Origin of the sequence: Trebonia kvetii (assembly GCF_007827045.1) — a bacterium.
Lineage (GTDB): Bacteria > Actinomycetota > Actinomycetes > Streptosporangiales > Streptosporangiaceae > Trebonia > Trebonia kvetii.
Genome location: NZ_RPFW01000011.1, coordinates 69369 through 87496, shown reverse-complemented (window position 1 = coordinate 87496; position 18128 = coordinate 69369). Strand labels below are relative to the sequence as shown.

The 18128-nt window shown below is 69.7% G+C and carries 19 protein-coding genes; 6 read left to right on the top strand and 13 right to left on the bottom strand.

What is annotated here, in order from left to right; translation table 11 throughout:
• Positions 1–80 precede the first annotated feature (80 nt).
• Both EAS64_RS40210 and EAS64_RS40205 read left to right on the top strand, forming a co-directional pair.
• Positions 81–2219: a S9 family peptidase gene (locus EAS64_RS40210; RefSeq protein WP_145861974.1), complete on the top strand. Its 2139-nt coding sequence runs from the start codon at positions 81–83 to the stop codon at positions 2217–2219.
• A gap of 10 nt (positions 2220–2229) precedes the next feature.
• Positions 2230–2742, top strand: coding sequence for an SRPBCC domain-containing protein (locus EAS64_RS40205; RefSeq protein ID WP_222849975.1), 513 nt, complete (start codon positions 2230–2232; stop codon positions 2740–2742).
• 11 nt (positions 2743–2753) lie between these two features.
• Here EAS64_RS40205 and ddaH read toward each other — a convergent pair whose 3' ends face one another.
• The 3 genes from ddaH to EAS64_RS40190 all read right to left on the bottom strand — a co-directional run bounded on the left by ddaH (position 2754) and on the right by EAS64_RS40190 (position 4596).
• Positions 2754–3530 (bottom strand): dimethylargininase, encoded by a 777-nt coding sequence (gene ddaH, locus EAS64_RS40200; RefSeq protein WP_281283391.1) that lies wholly within the window; start codon positions 3528–3530, stop codon positions 2754–2756.
• Between the two features lie 401 nt (positions 3531–3931).
• Positions 3932–4252: a hypothetical protein gene (locus EAS64_RS40195; RefSeq protein WP_145861973.1), complete on the bottom strand. Its 321-nt coding sequence runs from the start codon at positions 4250–4252 to the stop codon at positions 3932–3934.
• Positions 4249–4596, bottom strand: a complete 348-nt coding sequence (locus tag EAS64_RS40190) for a hypothetical protein (protein WP_145861972.1) — start codon at positions 4594–4596, stop codon at positions 4249–4251. The genes EAS64_RS40195 and EAS64_RS40190 overlap by 4 nt, the downstream gene beginning before the upstream one ends.
• A 37-nt stretch (positions 4597–4633) precedes the next feature.
• Between EAS64_RS40190 and EAS64_RS40185 the strand changes: the two genes are divergently transcribed.
• Together EAS64_RS40185 and EAS64_RS40180 are read left to right on the top strand one after the other, a co-directional pair.
• Positions 4634–5536: a heavy metal-binding domain-containing protein gene (locus EAS64_RS40185; RefSeq protein ID WP_187366531.1), complete on the top strand. Its 903-nt coding sequence runs from the start codon at positions 4634–4636 to the stop codon at positions 5534–5536.
• A gap of 28 nt (positions 5537–5564) precedes the next feature.
• Positions 5565–5852 (top strand): hypothetical protein, encoded by a 288-nt coding sequence (locus tag EAS64_RS40180; RefSeq protein ID WP_145861970.1) that lies wholly within the window; start codon positions 5565–5567, stop codon positions 5850–5852.
• A gap of 17 nt (positions 5853–5869) precedes the next feature.
• On the opposite strand, the gene EAS64_RS40175 is transcribed toward EAS64_RS40180, so the two are convergent.
• Positions 5870–6697 (bottom strand): MOSC domain-containing protein, encoded by an 828-nt coding sequence (locus EAS64_RS40175; RefSeq protein ID WP_145861969.1) that lies wholly within the window; start codon positions 6695–6697, stop codon positions 5870–5872.
• Between the two features lie 104 nt (positions 6698–6801).
• Between EAS64_RS40175 and EAS64_RS40170 the strand changes: the two genes are divergently transcribed.
• The gene (locus EAS64_RS40170) at positions 6802–7224 is read left to right on the top strand and encodes a cupin domain-containing protein (RefSeq protein ID WP_145861968.1); all 423 of its coding nucleotides are present in this window, start codon (positions 6802–6804) and stop codon (positions 7222–7224) included.
• A 19-nt stretch (positions 7225–7243) separates the two neighbouring features.
• Here EAS64_RS40170 and EAS64_RS40165 read toward each other — a convergent pair whose 3' ends face one another.
• The 8 genes from EAS64_RS40165 to EAS64_RS40130 form a co-directional block, all read right to left on the bottom strand.
• Positions 7244–8611: an LLM class flavin-dependent oxidoreductase gene (locus EAS64_RS40165; RefSeq protein ID WP_145861967.1), complete on the bottom strand. Its 1368-nt coding sequence runs from the start codon at positions 8609–8611 to the stop codon at positions 7244–7246.
• Positions 8608–9786, bottom strand: a complete 1179-nt coding sequence (locus EAS64_RS40160; RefSeq protein WP_145861966.1) for an LLM class flavin-dependent oxidoreductase — start codon at positions 9784–9786, stop codon at positions 8608–8610. Before EAS64_RS40160 ends, EAS64_RS40165 begins: the two co-directional genes overlap by 4 nt.
• Before the next feature lie 64 nt (positions 9787–9850).
• Entirely contained in the window at positions 9851–10978 is a 1128-nt protein-coding gene (locus EAS64_RS40155; protein WP_145861965.1) for an ABC transporter ATP-binding protein, read from the bottom strand.
• Positions 10975–12021, bottom strand: coding sequence for an ABC transporter ATP-binding protein (locus EAS64_RS40150; protein ID WP_145861964.1), 1047 nt, complete (start codon positions 12019–12021; stop codon positions 10975–10977). Before EAS64_RS40150 ends, EAS64_RS40155 begins: the two co-directional genes overlap by 4 nt.
• Complete coding sequence (locus EAS64_RS40145; RefSeq protein WP_222849974.1) at positions 12011–12919, bottom strand: ABC transporter permease; 909 nt, start codon at positions 12917–12919, stop codon at positions 12011–12013. The genes EAS64_RS40150 and EAS64_RS40145 overlap by 11 nt, the downstream gene beginning before the upstream one ends.
• Positions 12916–13989, bottom strand: a complete 1074-nt coding sequence (locus EAS64_RS40140) for an ABC transporter permease (RefSeq protein ID WP_222849973.1) — start codon at positions 13987–13989, stop codon at positions 12916–12918. The genes EAS64_RS40145 and EAS64_RS40140 overlap by 4 nt, the downstream gene beginning before the upstream one ends.
• A 3-nt stretch (positions 13990–13992) precedes the next feature.
• Positions 13993–15510 carry an ABC transporter substrate-binding protein gene (locus EAS64_RS40135; RefSeq protein WP_222849972.1) on the bottom strand — a complete coding sequence of 506 codons (1518 nt, stop codon included), beginning with the start codon at positions 15508–15510 and terminating at the stop codon, positions 13993–13995.
• Positions 15511–15861: 351 nt separating this feature from the next.
• Entirely contained in the window at positions 15862–16296 is a 435-nt protein-coding gene (locus EAS64_RS40130) for a cupin domain-containing protein (RefSeq protein WP_145861961.1), read from the bottom strand.
• 289 nt (positions 16297–16585) lie between these two features.
• Here EAS64_RS40130 and EAS64_RS40125 point away from each other — a divergent pair, with 289 nt between their 5' ends.
• Complete coding sequence (locus EAS64_RS40125) at positions 16586–17017, top strand: DUF805 domain-containing protein (RefSeq protein ID WP_222849971.1); 432 nt, start codon at positions 16586–16588, stop codon at positions 17015–17017.
• A 110-nt stretch (positions 17018–17127) separates the two neighbouring features.
• On the opposite strand, the gene EAS64_RS40120 is transcribed toward EAS64_RS40125, so the two are convergent.
• Complete coding sequence (locus EAS64_RS40120) at positions 17128–18066, bottom strand: ribose-phosphate diphosphokinase (protein ID WP_246116115.1); 939 nt, start codon at positions 18064–18066, stop codon at positions 17128–17130.
• Positions 18067–18128 lie beyond the last annotated feature (62 nt).

Sequence of the window (18128 nt, the reverse complement as noted above, 5' to 3'; positions counted from 1 at the left end):
GATTGCGGGGGTGCCGGGGTAACGGCGCACCCGTTCCTCGTGCTGAATTTGATTTTTACCCGGGGTTAGACTTTGCGGTCATGAGCACCGTGCCGTCGCCTGAGACCTCGTCCGTGCCGACTCCCCCGATCGCCAAGCAGGTTCCGACCGAGCGCACGCATCATGGTGACACGGTCACCGATCCGTATGCTTGGCTGACCGATCCGAAGGATCCCGAGGTCATCGCCTACCTGGAGGCGGAGAACCGGTACACGGACTCGCTGACCGGCGGGCTGGCGGGCCTGCGTTCCGACGTTTTCGACGAGATCAAGGCGCGGACGCAGGAGACCGACCTGTCTGTCCCGGTGCGCAAGGGGAACTGGTGGCGGTACTCGCGCACCGTGGAGGGGCAGCAGTACGCGATCAGCTGCCGCCGCCGGGTGCACGACGGCGAGGTCACCCCGCCGATGCCGGAGGACGGAAAGCCGCTTGACGGCGAGGAAGTGCTGCTCGACGGCAACGAACTGGCCGAGGGCAAGGCGTTCTTCTCGCTTGGCGCGTTCGCCGTCTCACCGGACGACAAGCGGCTCGCCTACTCCACCGACTTCGCCGGCGACGAGCGGTACACGCTGCGGATCAAGGACCTCGTCACCGGCGAGGTGCTCCCGGACGAGGTGCCTGACACGCACTACGGCTGCGCCTGGTCGCTTGACGGGTCCGCGCTGTTCTACACCACGGTCGACGAGGCGTGGCGGCCCTACCGGGTGTGGCGGCACGTCATCGGCACGCCGACGTCGGACGACGTGGTGGTGTTCGAGGAGAGCGACGAGAAGTTCTGGCTCGGCGTCGGCACCTCGCGCGACGACAAGTGGCTGGTGATCGGCACCGCCTCGAAGCTGACCAGCGAGGTGTGGCTACTCGACGCGGCCAACCCGGCCGGCGAGTTCTCCGTCGTCGCGCCGCGCCGGTTCGGCGTGGAGTACGAGGTCGAGGTCGCGAGCGACCGGCTGCTGATCCTGCACAACGACGGCGCGGAAAACTTCGAGCTGGCCTCGGCGCCGTTGCCGGGCGCCGGCGACACCGCGGTGTGGACGCCGGTCATCGCGCACCGGGCCGACACTCGGCTGCTTTCCGTGGACGCGTTCGAATCCTGCCTGATGCTGTACTACCGGCGCGACGGGATGACGGGCCTTTCCGTGCTCCCGCCCTCCGGGGCTGGCGAGGAGAAGCCGATCACCTTCCCCGAGCCGCTGTACACGGTCGGCCTCGGTTCCAACCCCGAGTACTCGCAGACCCGGTTCCGCATCGGCTACAACTCGATGGTCACCCCGTCGACGGTGTACGACTACGACATCGCGGACGGCTCGCTGACCCAGCTCAAGCAGCAGCCGGTACTGCCCTCCCCGGCCGGGGTCGCGTACTCCGCCGACGACTACGAGCAGTTCCGTGAGTGGGCAGCGGCACCCGACGGCACGCTGGTGCCGATCTCGATCGTCTGCAAGAAGGGGACGCCGCGTGACGGCTCCGCGCCCTGCCTGCTGTATGGGTACGGGAGCTACGAGCACTCGATCGACCCCGGTTTCTCCATCACCCGGCTTTCGCTGCTCGACCGCGGGTTCGTGTACGCGATCGCGCACATCCGCGGCGGCGGCGAGATGGGGCGGCCGTGGTACGACCACGGCAAGATGCTGGAGAAGAAGAACACCTTCACCGACTTCGTGGCCTGCGCCGCGCACGTCGTCGCGGCCGGCTGGACGTCCGCCTCCCGGCTGGTGGCGCGCGGCGGTTCCGCGGGCGGGCTGCTGATGGGCGCGGTGGTCAACCTGGCGCCGTCCGCGTTCGCCGGAATCGTCGCGCAGGTGCCGTTCGTGGACGCGCTCAACTCGATACTCGACCCGACGCTGCCGCTCACCGTGACGGAGTGGGAGGAGTGGGGCGACCCGCTGCACGACCCCGCCGTGTACGCGTACATGAAGTCCTACACGCCGTATGAGAACGTGCGCCCGGTGGCCTACCCGGCGATCTTCGCGCTCACCTCGCTCAACGACACGCGGGTGCTGTACCACGAGCCGGCCAAGTGGGTGGCGCGACTGCGTTCCGCCGCCTCCGGCGGTCCGTTCCTGCTGAAGACCGAGATGGAGGCGGGGCACGGCGGGCGAAGCGGACGGTACGACGCCTGGCAGGAGGAGGCGCTCGTGCTCGCGTGGATCATCGAGACGGCTACCGGGTCTGCCTCCTGAGGGTTCTGCCTTGTCCGCGACTTCGCTTGGCCAGGTCCCGCTGCACGGCTCATTTGCCGTGCAGCGGGACCTGGCGGCATCCTCGGACAATGTCTTCGCCGCGTACGCGGACGTTTCCCTGCGGCGGCGCTGGTTCCGGATTCCCGGCGACCCTTCCCGTGCTTTCCATTCGCTCGACTTCCGGGTCGGCGGGGGCGAGGAGTCGCGCGGCGTGTTTGCGCCGCTCGGCGATCTTGGGCCCGAGGAGCGGGTTTCCTATCGGTCGGTGTTCTGGGACGTGGTGCCCGGCTCGCGGCTGGTGTTCGGCTATGAGCTGGTGCTGAACGAAGTGCGGCGCTGGGTGTCGCTTGTCACGGTTGAGCTGTCCCCGCTTGCATCCGGGGCAGGTACCCGGCTGCGTCATTCCGAGCAGTACGTGTTCCTGGCGTATTCCGAGGATGGCGCGCAGGATGTGGCGCACCTGAAGGGCAGCACGCAGCTGCAGCTCAACGGGCTGGCCGCCGCTCTCGACGCCGTTGGGTGAGCGCGATCCTTTCAGCGTGCGGGCAGCAGCACGCTCAGGCAGGTCACGCAGCCTTCGAGTTTCTCGAACTCGGTGATGTCCGCCACGACGGGGGTGAAGCCGAGGTCTTCGATCAGCGCGGCGGTGCGCGGGGCGGACGCGGCGATCATCACCCGGTCGCCGCCAAGCGGCACGACGTGACAGCCGCTTTCCTCCTCCACCGGGCGCACCGCGGGGAACAGGTCGGCCGGCACCAGGTGCGGCATGAGCAGGAAGGTACCGTCGGGCAGGGCGGTCACCGCCGACTTCAGGTGCAGCACCCGCCCGAGCGGCACGGCGACCACCGTGCGGCCAAGCGGGGCTAGCAGGGCGCGCAGCTGGCGGATGCCCTCGGCGTTGGTCCGCCCGCCGCGCCCGACATACACCGTGGTCCCGGCCTGCAGTACGTCACCCCCGTCCAGCGTCCCCGGATCGGTGATCTCCGCCGTGCGCAAGCCCAGCGACGCAACCGTCCCGGCGGTCCCGCCGACTTCGGCCCGGCGGGCGACAGCGCCCGGCCGGGTCAACACCGCCAGGTCCTCGACCACCACCACGGTGTCCTCGACGAACACCGAGTCCGGGCAGTCCTCCGCGGCAGGCACCTGCCCGATCTCCCAGCCGGCGGCCGCCAGCGCCGCCGCATAGGCGGCATGCTGCTCCCTGGCCAGGGCGACATCGACCGCGGAGCGGGCGACATGGGTGACGATCCCCTCGGCCAGCCTGCCGCTAGGCGCCCGGACCAGCGCCGTACCGTACACCAGGTCACTCACCCCACCCGACAAGCCAGCCGACGTGACAACGGGGCCGCCCGGACAACTTCCCGAGCACCCGCAACCTCATCATCCCCCGCGGGCAGGACGCTGGCCAGCCGGTACCGCCTCATGGGTTCGCCTGGTCCAGTAGCGTGCGGAGCGCGGCGGTGTAGCGTTCGAGGCCTGCACGGCCCGGCGGCACCGCCGGCCATCTCTGCCTGCCCGCCATCTCATCACCGTGGGCCGCGATTGACCTGGTGGACCATGACCAGCCGGGTACCGTTCCCGGGGGTGCGCCAGTAGTCGCGGTGCGCGCATTCGTCGCAGATGACCGGCGGCGGCGAACAGCGCCGGAGCTGGTCCACGGTGATGCCGGGGGCGGCAAGGGCACGCCGGCCCGGTTACCCTGGCCGGCCCGGCTACGGCTGGCCGGACAGCCGGGTCGTTGCCCGCTCGGCGAGCATGGGCATCAACCGCTGGCGCCAGGTGTCGAGGCTGATCATCCCGCTGGACATGCCGCCGTGTGCGTACTGGTCCCGGTGCACCGAGGTGGCCGGGTCGCTGGCGAGGTCGGTACCGACAAGCTCGCGGAACGCCTCGTGCGGGAGATCGGTCAGCTCGCCGGCCGAGGCCGGGATGTCCCGGCCGGCCAGGTGCGCGCGCAGGTCCTGCCACAGGTAGGGGTCACCGCGCAGGCCCCACGTTCGCGGCTCGGGGTCAAACAGGGCCGATACCTTCATGGCCGGTCTTTCGTCGTGTACCAGAGTCGGCCGGCGAGCGGCTCCGCCCCGAGTACCGCGATCGCCGACAGGACTGCCGCGGAGGCGGTCACCGGGTCCTTGCCCAGTGCCAGCTCCTCGCCGAGCCGCTGCAACTCGAGGTGCACCCGCAGGCCGAGAGCATCGACGTAGGCCGGGTCCAAGATCCCCGCAGCAGCCGGGATCGCCGACACGATCGCGGCGGCGCCACGCTGGCCGCGCCCCCGCAGCGCGTTCAGCACATCCGCCTTCATCGCCGGCACGGGCGCACCGCGGCTGTCCACCGGCCACAGCAGGTCCGTGATCTCAAGCAGCCTGGCACCCATGACGCAATTCAACACCACGCGGAATAGGCTCGAAAGAGTGAGCGACGAACGGTCCGCGGCGGAACAGGCCGCGGGTTCCTCCTCCGGCGGCACCTGGGGGTCGGTGCTGACCTGCCAGGAACTGGCGGCCGTCGGCGGCGTGGGCTTCACCCCGGTCGGGCAGGTGTTCGGTGCCGCCGTCTACGCGGCCGACTATGCCGGCGGGTCCCAGTGCCCGGGTGCGGCAGCGCCTGACGACGGGATGCCGGTGCCGCCGGCCGCCCAAGGTCCCGAGGTTGGCGATCCGGACGGGTTCGGGCCGCTGGTCGAGGCCATGTATCAGGCCCGGCGGACGGCCGTTGATCGGATGGCGGCGCAATGCGACGCGCTTGGCGGTCACGGGGTGGTAGGGGTCCGGTTTTCGCGCGGGCCCTTTGTCTTCGGCGGGCTTGGGTTCACGGTGGCCGGGACCGCGGTCCGCGCCACCGGCAACGCGGTCAGGCCGCGGCGTCCCTTCATCGCCGGCGTGTCCGGGCAGGACTTCGCGCGGCTCGTGATGTCGGGCTGGATCCCGGCCGGGCTGGCGCACGGCATCGCGATCGGGGCACTGCACGACGACCGGGCGACCGTCCGGCAGGCCCGCCCGTGGTCAGGCAACGCCGAGATGGCCGGCTGGACCGCGATGGTGAACCGGGCCCGGCGGGGCGCTAGGCACCGGCTGGAAGACGACATCAGGCGGCTCGGCGCTGAGGGCGCGGTGATCGCGGGCATGCAGATGCACGCTCATGTTCGAGACTGCCCGGTAGCGGTGGGCCGGCGCGACCACATCGTGGAGGTCACGCTGATCGGTACCGCCATCGTCAGCTTCTCCCGGGCTGACCGTCCCCCTGCCGGGCCGGTGGTGACGGTCACACCGCTTGGCACGCCGCCCTATCAGCCGGTCTGGGCCCGTAACCTTTAAGAGCCGCGTGACCGGGTATCCCCGGTTTGTGACCGACAATGACGCGACCGGTGCGAAGCCGCAGGCCGAAGACCCGGGTCAGTCGCGGGAGCAGGAACCGGACAGCTCTCCGCCCGACGAAGACCCTGGGTACTTGACCACCACTGGCGAGACTGTCGGCGAGGACGGTTCTGTCGTTCCCATCATCGGCGGCCTGCCCGCCGTCGAGGGGTCTGCCTGGGACATCGGCGCCCCGGCGGCGGAGCGCGGCGCGGGCCTGGCCGAGGAACTGGACGATTCGGCAGACCACGATGACCGGGACGCGGACGGCAGCTGACCCGGTCTCGCGGGCGGCTATTCCAAGATCTCTACGGGGTCGCCGGGATGGAGTACAGCGTCGGGACCGTGGTTGTCGGGGATGAGGTTGACGCCGAACCAGACCTTGCCGTCCCAGCAGCGGTGGCGGGCCAGGGTGGTGATCGGTTCATGGCCCTTGGCGGCGGTGTCGGGGTTGATGGTGGTGAGGACACAGCGGTCACAGCCCTTGACGGACCGGAAGGTGACGGGGCCGATGCGCAGGCGGCGCCAGCCGTCCTCGGCCCACGCCTCGGCGCCGGAGACCACGACGCTGGGGCGGAAGCGGCGCATGGGGACCGGGCCCTCCTCCGCTTTCGGGCCATCGGCGATCCAGCCGTTCAGCGACACCAGGGATTCCTCGGTGGTCAGCAGCAGCGGGAACGCGTCGGCGAGTGATACCCGGTCGCCGGGGTCACTGTAATCGGGGCGGATCGGGCGCCGTGTCGGGTCGTCAAGGTAGACCAGGCGCACCGGCTCGCCGATGATGCCGGTCAGCCACGCGGCCGCCTCGTCGCCCGCCGGGCTGGCGAGCAGGTCTGCTCCCCACACGTTGGCCGGGACCAAGTCCGCGCCGGACGGGACGGGGACCACCAGGTCGGGCAGGTCAGGACTGGACAGCGTGATCTTGTCGCCGCCGTCGAGCTGGGGCGTGATCAGCAGCATGCGCGGGTGCTCGCGCGCGGTGACCGGGTTGCCCTCGGTGTCCACCACCATCCACCGGCGGTCGCCTGCCAGGCCCCACGGCTCCACCCGCGCCTCGGCGAGCCGCTCACCGCGGCATGACTTGACCGGATACCGCCAGATGTCGGTGAGTTGAAGTGACATAGACCAATATTCGCATCTCGGGCGTCCTGACGGCATCTCGGTAACCGGCCGCCCTGGCAGTCTCGTTCACCAGAATGTCGCAGGGCCGTGCGATGCTCGCGAGTATGGCGAACGCACGAGTCAACCCGCCGGTCAGCCTGAGCCAGGCGCTGGCCTCCTTCAGCGACATCTACAGCCCGCGGATCGTCGGCCGGGTCAACGACTACGACGTCCGTATCGCGCATGCCAGCGGCGAGCACGTCTGGCACGTGCACGAGCACACCGACGAATTCTTCCTCGTCATCGACGGAACCTTCGACGTGTCCCTGCGCGAGGACGGCACGGAGCGGACGGTGCACCTGAGCGCCGGCGATATCTTCGTGGTGCCGCGGGGCGTCGAGCACAAGCCGTCTTCTACCGGCGGCGCCATCCTGATGTTCGAGCCGTCCGGGACGGTGACCACCGGCGACCGGCACGAGGGCGACATCCCGGACCACGTCGACAGCACGGCGGGGCACGACCTGACGGTGGCGGCCGGCGACGCCTAGCACGCCGGCGCCCCGCCTGTCAGATTCTGAGCAGGGCGACCTCCTGCTCGCGCGCCTTGGTGTGGCGATTCTCCGGTACCGGCAGGCCGAGGTTGCCGCGCAACGTGCTGGCCTCGTACTCGGTGCGGACGATGCCGCGCTCCTGGAGGATCGGCACGACCTCCTCGCGGAAGCGGCGCCACTGGGCGGGATGGCCGACGCCGACGTTAAGTCCGTCGAGCGCGCGGGCCTCGAACCAGCGCTGGATCTGATCGGCGACCGTGGTCGGAGCGCCGGCGAACGCTGTGGGCCGTGGCGCGGAGATGAACTCCACGGTCTGGCGCAGCGTGAAGCCGTTGTCCGCGGCCAGCTTGGCGATGTGCTCGGCGTTGGTGCGGAAGCCGCGCTCGGCGTGCACGAGTGCCTGCTGCGGGAATGGCGCGTCTAGGTCGTACTGGCGGAAGTCGTGCCAGGCGAACGGGCGGCCGAGCTCCGCCAGGGCGCGGTCGAAGTCGCGGTCCCTGGTCTGCAGGTCAAGCTCGATCTCGCGGGCTTCCTTGTCGGTGTCGCCGATGTACACCGACACGCCGGGCATGATGACGATCTCCTGCGGGTCGCGGCCCTTGACGGCGGCGCGGCCCTTGAGGTCGTTGTAGAACGCCTGGCCCTGCTCGATCGTGGCGGCGTGGGTGAAGATCCCCTCGCCGATCGTGGCGCCCAGGTCCCGGCCCTGGTCGGAGTCGCCTGCCTGGAAGATGACCGGCTGGCCCTGCGGCGAGCGGGACACGTTGAGCGGTCCCGTCACCTGGAAGTGCTCGCCCTTGTGGTTGAGCTGGTGCTGCCTGGTCGGGTCGAGGAACGTCCGCGACGCGCGGTCGCGGGGGAACGCGTCCGCCTCGTAGGAGTCCCACAGGCCCTGGGCGACCTGGACGAACTCCAGGCCGCGGGCGTACCTGGTGTCGTAGTCGAAGTGCTCCGCGCGGGAGAAGTTGGCCGCCGCGCCCGCGTCGCCGCTTGTCACCACGTTCCAGCCCGACCTGCCGCCGGAGATCAGCTCAAGCGAGGCGAGCCGGCGGGCGATGTTGAACGGGTCGTTGTAGGAGGTGGTCATCGTCGCGACGAGGCCCAGGTGCTTGGTGGTGACCGCGAGGGCCGACAGCAGGGTGAGCGGCTCGAGCCTGTTGAGGTAGTGCGGCGGCGAGTCGGCGGTGATGAACTGGCTGTCGACGATGAAGATCAGGTCGAACTTCGCCTCCTCGGCGAGCCTGGCCTGCTCGATGTACCAGTTGATGTCCACGCTGGCGTCGACCGGGATGTCCTCGTCAAGCCACAGGTACGGCTGGCCGGGCCCGCCGGTGCCGTAGGTGACGGCGCCGAGCTTGAGCTGACGCTGCTTGACCGCGCTCATGCGGACACCGCCTGCGCGTTGGCGGCTGCGGCCCGCGCGTCCGCCTGCGCGGTGGCCTTCGCCGCCGCGGCCCGCTCGGCGTCGCGCTTGGCGACCTCCTCCCGGACGATGGGCAGCAGGTAACGGCCGTAGTCGATCGCGTCGTCGTACGGGTCGTAGCCGCGGATCAGCAGCGTGGTCGCGCCGATGTCCACGTAGTCGAGCAGCGCCTGGGCGACGGTCTCCGGGGTGCCGACAAGCGCGGTGGAGTTGCCGCCCGCGCCGGTGGCGGCGGCCAGCGGGGTCCACAGCGCGCGGTCGTGCAGTTCGCCCTTGGCTGCGGCGGCGAGCAGCCGCTGTGAGCCGACGTTCTCCGGCTGGTCGCCGCCGAGCGGCCACGTCTTGGTGCCCCACTGCGCGCGGAACGCCTCGATGTTCTCCTTGGTGGTCTCAAGGATGCGGTGCGCCCGCTCCCAGGCCAGTTCCTCGGTGGGACCGAGGATCGGGCGGAAGGAGACGGAGATGCCCGGCACGTCACCGCGGCCGGCCGCGTCGGCGGCCGCGTTGACCGAGTCGATCTGCTGCTTGGTCTCCGCGAGCGGCTCGCCCCACAGCGCGAACGTGTCGGCGTGCTTGCCGCCGACCCGGTAGGCCGCCTCGGACGAGCCGCCGAAGTACAGCCTGATCCGCGGCTGCTGATCGGACTTCACGTAGGAGACGAAGTCCTCGACCTGGTAGTACTTGCCGTCGTAGCTGAACCGCTCGTCGCTGGTCCAGGCCAGTTTGACGATGTCCAGGTACTCGTCGGTGCGGGCGTACCGCTCGTCCTTGGTTAGGAAGTCGCCGTCATGGCGCTGCTCGCTGTTGCTGCCGCCGGTGATGATGTGCACCGCGATCCTGCCCCCGGTGAACTGGTCCAGGGTGGCGAAGGTGCGGGCGGCGAGCGTGGGGGCGACGAAGCCCGGGCGGTGCGCGACGAGGAAGCCGAGCCGCTCGGTGTGCGCCGCGGCGTAGGCGGCCACCTGAGTGCCGTCGGGCTGCGTTGAGGCGTAGCCGATCAGCACCCGGTCAAAGCCGGCGTCCTCATGGGCGCGGGAGAACCGGCGGACGTAGTCGCGGTCGATGACCGGCCCCGCGGCGTGCCTGATTTCCGACTGGTCTTTGGTACCGATCATGCCGATGAACTCGACAGGCATGGAGCTGATTCCTTCCTTACTGCCTTGCTGCGGTGGAACTTCCTGATGGCTGGCTGCGCGCTGGCTATCTTCGTGCCGTCGCCGTGCGGGCCCTGGCGAGCGCCTGCCAGGCGCTTTGCCGGTGACAGGCCACGGTCCAGTGGCCGTCCGCGGGACCGTCGGCGGCAGGGCTGCTGGCAGCGAGGCTGCTGGCAGCGGGGCGGGCGACCACGGCGCCGGAGACCGGAGCGAGTGGTGGCTGGACGGCGCACGCGTCGACCGCGAACGGGCAGCGGGCGGCGAAGACGCACGCGCCGGGGCTGGCCGGCGGCGCGGGGTCGGCGGTGGTCCTGCGCAGCTGGTGAACCGACAGCTCACCGTCCGGGTCGCCGCCGGGTGCCTCGACCCGGGGAGCGGAGGCCATCAGCAGCGCCGTATACGGATGCCGTGGGGCGGTGAACACCTGCTCAACCGGGCCGTCCTCGACGATGCGGCCGCGGTAGAGCACGACCACCCGGTCGGCGATGCCCGCCAGGGAGGACAGGTCGTGCGAGATGATCACGATGGACAGGCCGAGGCTGTCGCGCAGCCCGGCGAGTAGCCGCAGGATGTAGTTCCTGTTGCTCGCGTCGAGCGCGCTGACCGGCTCGTCGCACAGCAGCAGCCTCGGCTTCGCCGCCAGGGCCCTGGCGATGGAGACTCGCTGCCGCTGGCCGCCGGAGATCTGGCCGGGCTGGCGGTGGCGCAGCGCGGGGACGAGTCCCACCGCGGCAAGCGCGTCCACCACGCGGGCATCGACCTCGGCGGCCGGCAGGCCGCGGATCTTCAGCCCCTCGCCGACAATGTCGCCGACGGTGAGGTCGGGGTCGAGCGAGCGCAGCGGGTCCTGGAAGATCAGCTGGATGTGACCGGAGCGGCGTTCACGGCGCCGGGCGGCGCCGCGCAGCCGGGAGATCTCCGTTCCGTCGAAGAGCACCCGGCCGCCGCGGGGCCTGGCCAGGCCGACCACGGTCCGCGCCAGCGTGGTTTTGCCTGAGCCTGTCTCGCCGACCAGGCCGACGATCTCGCCCGGCCACACGGTCAGGCTGACCTCGTCCAGCACGCGGCTCGCGCGCCAGCCGTTGCCGAGCACGACACCGACGTCGGACACCTCAAGCAACGGCCGCGCCTTGGTCGCCGCCGCGGCTGTCGTCTCAGTAAGCTCCGCGGTCATCGGCGGGCCAGTTCCGGCTCGGCGGCGGCGGATGCCGCGGTGAGGCCGGGATCGTTCACCCGGACGCAGCGCGCCTCGTGCGCCGGGCCGAGCCTGGTTAGCGCGATGTCGCCCGCTCGGCAGGCGTCGATGGCCGAGGGGCAGCGCCCGGCGAACTTGCAGCCGGCTATCTGGGCGCCCACCTGAGGCGGCTGGCCGGGGATGACCTGAAGCTCGCGCCGCTGGAAGTCGCCGACCGAGGCGACCCGCAGCAGCGCCTGGGTGTAGGGGTGCCTGGGCCGTTCGATGATCTCCGCCACCGGGCCCGCCTCGACGACCTCGCCGGCGTAGAAGACCACCACCCGGTCGCACAGCTCCCTGATCACGGCCAGGTCGTGCGAGAGGAACAGGACGGCGAGGCCGCGCTGGTCGCGCAGGTCCTTGATCAGCTCGATGATCTCCGCCTGGATGGTCACGTCGAGCGCGGTGGTGGCCTCGTCGGCGATGAGCAGCTCCGGGTCACAGGAGATCGCGATGGCGATCATGACCCGCTGCAGCATGCCACCGGACAGTTCGGCGGGGATCTGATGGAAGACCCGCGCCGCCTGATGCAGGCCGACCGCGGTGAGCAGCTCGATCGCCTTGGCGTGCGCCCGCTTGCGGGACAGCCCGCGCTTGACGCGCAGCACCTCGGTCACCTGGCTGCCGATGGTCAGGTTGGGGTTCAGGTACGAGGCGGGATCCTGGAAGACCGCGCCGATGTGCGAGCCGTGCAGCCGTTCCCAGCGCCGCGGCGGTAGCCCCGTCACGTCTTCGCCCGCGAAGGTGATCGTGCCCTGAACGACGTCGACACCCGGCGGCAGCACGCCGAGGGCGGCGCGGCAGGTCAGCGTCTTGCCGCTGCCCGACTCGCCGACCAGGCCGACGATCTCGCCCGCCTGCACGCCGAGAGAGACGCCGCGCAGCGCGGTGGCGGCACCGCTGTGCACGGTGACGTGCAGGTCCGCGATGGCGAGCACTTCGGCGGGGGGTCGCTCCCCCGGGAGAAAACTGCTAGGCGGCATCGGCGGCCTCCGCTGGTGTAAGGGTCGAGTGGGTCTTGATGACCGGGTCGGCTGCTGGCAGCAGCAGCGTGCCGGGACCGGTCCGGTCGCGGTAGGCGTCGGCGAGCGCGTTGAGCGCGCCCACCGTGATCGCGATCAGCGCCCCGGGGATGAACGGCGCCCACGGCGCCAGGTTCAGGTAGTTGAGATCGGAAGAGAGCACGCCGCCCCAGGTCGGCGCGGGCGGCTGGACGCCGATGCCGAGGAAGGTGAGGAACGAGACCGACAGCAGCGCGGCGCCGGTGACCGTCGCGGTGGTCACCGCGATGGTCGGGAACACCTTGCGCATCACGTGCACCCGGATCACGTGCGGCTTCGAGCCGCCCATCAGCTCCGCGGCCTCCACGTACTGGGCGCCCGTGAACTCCAGGGTCGCCGACCTGGTGATGCGGAAGAACGCGGGCACCAGCAGGATCCCGACCGGGAACATCGCCTGGACCAGGCCGTTGCCGAGCGCCGCGGTCACCGCGACGACGAAGAAGATGGACGGCAGCGTCAGCAGCGCGTCGGCGACCCGGTTGGCGATGAAGTCGAACACCCGGCCAAGGAAGACCGTGGCGACGCCGAGCGGGACCCCGGCCACCAGGCCGATGCCCACCGCCTCGAGGGCGGTCAGCACCGACAGCCTGGTGCCCGCCATCAGCCGGCTCAGCACGTCCCGGCCGAGGTAGTCGGTGCCGAGCCAGTGCGCCCGGCTCGGTCCCTGGAACAGGGCGCTGGAGTTGATGGTGAGCGGATTCTGCGGTGCGAGCACCGACCCGAAGATCGTCAGGAACAAGATCCCGGCGAGAATGACCAGCGCGATCCTGGCTGAGGGCATGCGCAGCAGCGAGTTTCCCGACCGTGGCCTACCGCTCACATGCCCACCCCCTCGCTGGACCGGTAGATCCACGCGAGCAGCGTGTTCACCACGAGGTTCACCACGATGACGAAAGCGGCGACCACCAGCAGCAGGCCCTGCACCACCGGGATGTCCCTGCTTTCCGCCGCGTTCAGCAGCAACTGGCCGAGCCCGGGCAGAGAGAACACGGCCTCCGCGGCCACGGCGCCCGCGAGCATCTGCGGGAAGTCATAGCTGATGGTGACCAGGGCCGGCCCGGCGGCGTTGCGCAGCGCGTGCCGCAGCAGAATCCGCCGGTACGGCAGGCCGCGCACCCGCGCGCCGGTGATGTAGTTCTGGTCGAGCACGGCGACGAGCGATGTGCGCAGCTGACGGGCGACGTCCGCGGCCAGTTGCAGTGCCAGCGCGAGCGCCGGCAGGATGATGTGCTCAAGCCACGGTCCGACGCCCTGTGCGGGTCCGACGTACCCATTGGCGGGCAGCAGGTGGACGGTCACCGCGAAGATGACCACCAGGATGATGCCGACGACGAACGCGGGCAGTGTCGAGACGGCCGAGCAGACGATGGTCAGGCCCCGGTCGAACCAGCCGCCGCGCCGGATTCCGGCGACCGTCCCTGCCGTGCCGCCGATGACGACCGCCAGGATGACGGCCGTGATCGCGATCGACAAGTCGACAGGGAGCCGCTGCGCGATCGACTGGGAGACCGGGATCTGAGTGAAGTAGGAGGTGCCAAGGTTGCCGCGGACGGCCCGGGACAGCCAGTCCCAGTACTGGACGATGAGCGGCTTGTCCAGGCCGAGCACGTGGTTCAGGTGCGCCACCGCGGCGGGGGTCGCCGAGTCCTGGCCAAGGATCGTCGCCGCGGGGTTGCTGTTCGACAGCGCGCCCAGCCAGTAGGTGATGAAGGAGCTGATCAGCACGATGGGGACGAGGATGGCGAGCCCGCCGCCGATCCTGGCGGCGACGGCACGAGCCCGGCGCCGCCGGGGCGCCATGGCCCCGGCGGCACCCGTCAGTTCAGGGCTCGTCAGTTCGATGACACTCGGGGGGTACGGGGGATCGTCCCCACGGAGGATGACTGCCACCGGTCAGCCGCCGCTCACGGTGACGCCTTCCCAGCGCTGCTGCACCAGGTCGGACGGGATGCCGCTGACCGCGGAGTTGTAGGCGAAGATGCGCGGGTTGGTGTACAGCCAGATGTGGATCGGCTCCTGGCGCACCGAGGTCTCCACCGCGCCCTGCAGCGCGGCCGCATAGTCGGGCGAGTCGAGCGGGACAGTGAGCGCCTTCGCCAGCGCGCTGCTGACCGTGGCCGGCGTGGTGGTCGCCTTGCCCGTCACGTTCATCAGGCCCTGCTGGCTGTAGAGGACGTCGAGCATCTCGACCGGAGACATCCGGCCCGCCGTGCCGTCGATCGCGAGCGGGATGGTCTTGTCGAGGTAGAGGAACTGGGTTGAGGTGTCGGCCGCGATGTCCTTGATGGCGACCTTGATGCCGACCTCGGCGAGCTGGCCCTGGATCTGCTCCGCGAGCGAGTCGGTCGAGGACGTCGAGGTGAGCGTGATGGACAGGCCGTTGGCGTAGCCCGCCTGGGCGAGCAGCTGCTTGGCCTTGGCGGGGCTGTACGGGTACTCGTTGGCCAGCTTGGCGCTGTACCCGACGAATCCTTCGGGGAACGGCTGGTAGGAGATCGCGCCGTACCCGGAGGCCTGGACCTGGAGGATCGCCTGCCGGTTGATCGCGTAGTTGATCGCCTGGACGACCTTCGGGTTGGTGAACGGCGCCGTGGTGGTCTGGATGTCGAGCTCGTTGACGACCTCGGATGGGATCACGTCGATCTTGAAGCCCGCCGCCTTGGCCGCCGCCACCTGGTTGCCCGCGATGTAGGCCACGTTCACCTGACCGGACTCGAGCGCGGAGAGGATCTGCTCGGGCTGGGTGATGGACAGCACGTTGAAGTTGGCGACGTGAATCTGGCTCGCGTTCCAGTAGCTGGGGTTGCGCACCAGGTCGGCATGCGAGTCGGGCACGTAGCTCGACAGCGTGAACGGCCCCGCGCCCTCCGGCTTGGTCGGCAGGGAGCCCACGTTCTTGAAGTAGGCCGGGTTGACGATCATCCCGTCCTTGCCGGCGAGCAAGTCGGGCACCTGGTAGTCGACCTGGCTCAGGTCGAAGGTGAAGCTCGTCGGGCTGTCAACGGTGACCTTGGCGATGACCGACAGCTCGGAAGCGACGGTCGAGTTCGCCTGGGTCTGCCCGCGCTTGATGTTCTGCTCGACGGACGTCGCGGTGAGCGGGCTCCCGTCGGAGAACTTCAGGCCGGGCCGCAGCGTGAACGTGACACTCTTGCCGTCGGCCGCGTACTTCCACGAGCTGGCGAGCCCCGGCTGGACATCGCCCTTGGCATTCAGCGTGGTGATCGAGGCGTAGACGAGGCCGAGGGCGTGCATGTCCCAGCCGGCGGACGAGGTGACCGGGTCCCAGGACGTGGGCAGCGCCCACTCCCAGTTGATGGTCCCACTCGCGCCGGCCGCGGCCGCCGAGCCGGCTCCGGTGGCGGACGAGCTAGCGGAGCTGCCGCAGGCGGCGAGGGCTGAGATCGCCACGATGGAGGCGGCAGCCGCCGCGCTCCGGTAGGTCGGGCGCGCTCTGAGGCGAGCGTGCGAGCGAGAGCGAATGACAGTCATGCGGAAGCTCCGTAATTGATGGCATGGCGGTAGCGCGGCCGGCGCGTTGCGACGGCCGTCAGGGAACACGGTTGGACGGACGGGACGAGAGCTCGCGACGGCGGGAGCCTCGCGTCAACGAACGCCTGGGGGCGACATCCGTCGACGCCTGCCGGGGCGACTCGGCCGCGCCGCCCCGGTAACGACAGCATAAATCACATAATGTCGATCGATCAAGTAGGAATTAGGACAAGCCCTGCCTCATGCCGGCCGAGCCGGTGAAGGCGCTGGTCAGGCGGGCTGGCCGGGGGACTCCGTGCGCCACAGGCTGTCCAGGTTGACCACGATCCCCTCCTGGCTGCTGCGCGCGATCACCACGACGGCCTCGCCGTCACCCGGGTTCTCCTCGCGGTGCGGCACATACGGCGGGACGAAGATGTAGTCGCCCGGCTTGGCCTCGAGCCTGATCTCCTTGTCGCCGTCGGCGAAAACGAAGGCCGGGGTGCCAGATACCACGTAGATGGCGGTCTCCGCCTCGCCGTGATGATGATCGCCCGACTTGGCGCCCGCCGCGACGTGGGTCTGTCCCATCCACAGCTTCTCCGCACCGACGGTCTTGCCCGAGATGGCCTCCCGGCGGGACATGCCCGAGGTCTGGCCGGTGTCCCCCGTCAGCTCACCCGCCTTGATCTGGAACAGCGGCCGGTGCCAGTGGTCGTCGCTCATGCGCGGTCCCCTTTGTCTTCTTTATCGATAGATCTACTAGGTTATATACCTCGCCGCCTCACGAACCATGCTGCCACGTACCCAGGACCCCCTGCGGCTGCCGGCCCGGCACCTCCGCTAATCGAGAGGAATCAATTTAGTCAGCGGCCGGCCCGGTATCCGTGTCACCGAATGCGATTGTTTGCGTCAAATCGGTTAATTGCCTGCTAAAAGCCAGCGACTGCTAAAGAATCAGCTTCCGTCCGTTCATCGGACACTGTAAAACCGGGGAACTCGGAGGTAAGAAAAAGTGAGCGGTTCCTACACCCCTTACGGCGCACCGCAGGGCGGGTACGCGCCTGGGGGGCCTCAGCGGGGATACCTGCAGGGCGGTCCTGTCGACTTCCAGAACGCCATCAGGATGCAGATCGACAACGTCCTTAACTTCAACGGCCGCGCCTCGCTGTCCGCCTACTGGTGGTACGCGCTCGGTCTGTTCATCGTCAGCGTGGTGATCTCGATCATCTCCGCCGTGATCGGCGTCCTGGCCCTGACGCTCCTGCTCGACCTCGTGAGCTTCGTCATCGGGCTCAGCGGGCTGTCCGTGGGGGTCCGGCGCCTGCACGACAGCGACAAGACCGGCTGGCTGCTGCTGCTCGGCTTCATCCCGATCCTCGGCTGGATCGCCGTGATCGTCCTGCTCGTGCTGCCTGCCACCCCGGGGCCGAACCGCTTCGGCTGACACGCGGGCGGATACGCGACGCCACGAACCCGTTCGGGATGACTGGCCGTCGAATTACCCGAGCCCGGCATCGCCTGATGCCGGGCTCGTGCGCTTTCCTGGCCGCGTGACTATTGCTCAAACAGGACGCTGACGGACTGTCCGTCGTGGGTGCGCCTGATCGCTTCGGCGAGGGCCGGGGCGACAGACAGCACGGTCAGCTTCGGATGCGAGACGGGGACGGGGACCGAGTTCGTGCAGACCACCTCGTTGACATCCTCGGCGGCGGTGAGCTTCTCGAGCGCGCCGTCGGCGAACAGCCCGTGCGTGCAGGCGATGCTGATCGAGCGCGGCTCGTGGTGACGCAGCACGGAAAGCAGTTCGAGCATGGTCGTGCCGCGCGCGATCTCATCGTCGAGGACGATCACGTCACGGTCGGCCACCTCGCCGATGATCGCGGAGATGGACACCTTCTGGTCGCTGAACCGCTCCTTCGCTCCTGCCGCGACCGGGACGCCGATGCGGCGCGCGAAAGCCGAGGCGGCCTTGGCGTAGCCCAGGTCGGGTGACAGCACCACCGCGCGGGACAGGTCGCGCTGCCTGAAGTGCGCGGCGAGTTCGCGCAGCGCGTGCAGGTGGTCGACGGGAACCGAGAAGAAGCCGTGCACCTCGGGCGAGTGCAGGGTGAGGGTGAGCACCCGGTTCACCCCCGCGGTGACGAGCAAGTCGGCGACGAGACGGCCGCCGATTGAGATGCGCGGCGCGTCCTTCTTGTCCGAACGGGCGTAGGCGTAGTGCGACATGACCGCGGTCACCCGGGCGGCCGAGGCGCCGCGGGCCGCGTCCGCCATCAGCAGCAGCTCGACCAGGTTCTCCTGCGCGGGGGGAACCAGCGGCTGTATCAGGTACACGTCGCGCTCCCGGCAGTTGGCCTGGAGCTGCACCTGAAGGCAGTCGTTGGCGAACCGGGTGGTCCGCACCGGGCTGCGCCGCACGCTAAGCTGCCGGCAGATCTCGTCGGCCAGCTCAGGATGGGCGTTTCCGCCGAAGATGACGATCTCCGCGTTCAACCCTTGCTCCCGCTCCATTCGTTCCGGATGACGTCACGTTGGCACATCAGCCGACGGGCGAT

Excerpts from the sequence above, each read along its gene's own strand:
- EAS64_RS40210 (WP_145861974.1), top strand. The coding sequence starts at position 81 with ATGAGCACCGTGCCGTCGCCTGAGACCTCGTCCGTGCCGACTCCCCCG.
- EAS64_RS40195 (WP_145861973.1), bottom strand. The coding sequence starts at position 4,252 with ATGAAGGTATCGGCCCTGTTTGACCCCGAGCCGCGAACGTGGGGCCTG.
- EAS64_RS40190 (WP_145861972.1), bottom strand. The coding sequence starts at position 4,596 with ATGGGTGCCAGGCTGCTTGAGATCACGGACCTGCTGTGGCCGGTGGAC.
- EAS64_RS40175 (WP_145861969.1), bottom strand. The coding sequence starts at position 6,697 with ATGTCACTTCAACTCACCGACATCTGGCGGTATCCGGTCAAGTCATGC.
- EAS64_RS40170 (WP_145861968.1), top strand. The coding sequence starts at position 6,802 with ATGGCGAACGCACGAGTCAACCCGCCGGTCAGCCTGAGCCAGGCGCTG.
- EAS64_RS40165 (WP_145861967.1), bottom strand. The coding sequence starts at position 8,611 with ATGAGCGCGGTCAAGCAGCGTCAGCTCAAGCTCGGCGCCGTCACCTAC.
- EAS64_RS40160 (WP_145861966.1), bottom strand. The coding sequence starts at position 9,786 with ATGCCTGTCGAGTTCATCGGCATGATCGGTACCAAAGACCAGTCGGAA.
- EAS64_RS40155 (WP_145861965.1), bottom strand. The coding sequence starts at position 10,978 with ATGACCGCGGAGCTTACTGAGACGACAGCCGCGGCGGCGACCAAGGCG.
- EAS64_RS40150 (WP_145861964.1), bottom strand. The coding sequence starts at position 12,021 with ATGCCGCCTAGCAGTTTTCTCCCGGGGGAGCGACCCCCCGCCGAAGTG.
- EAS64_RS40130 (WP_145861961.1), bottom strand. The coding sequence starts at position 16,296 with ATGAGCGACGACCACTGGCACCGGCCGCTGTTCCAGATCAAGGCGGGT.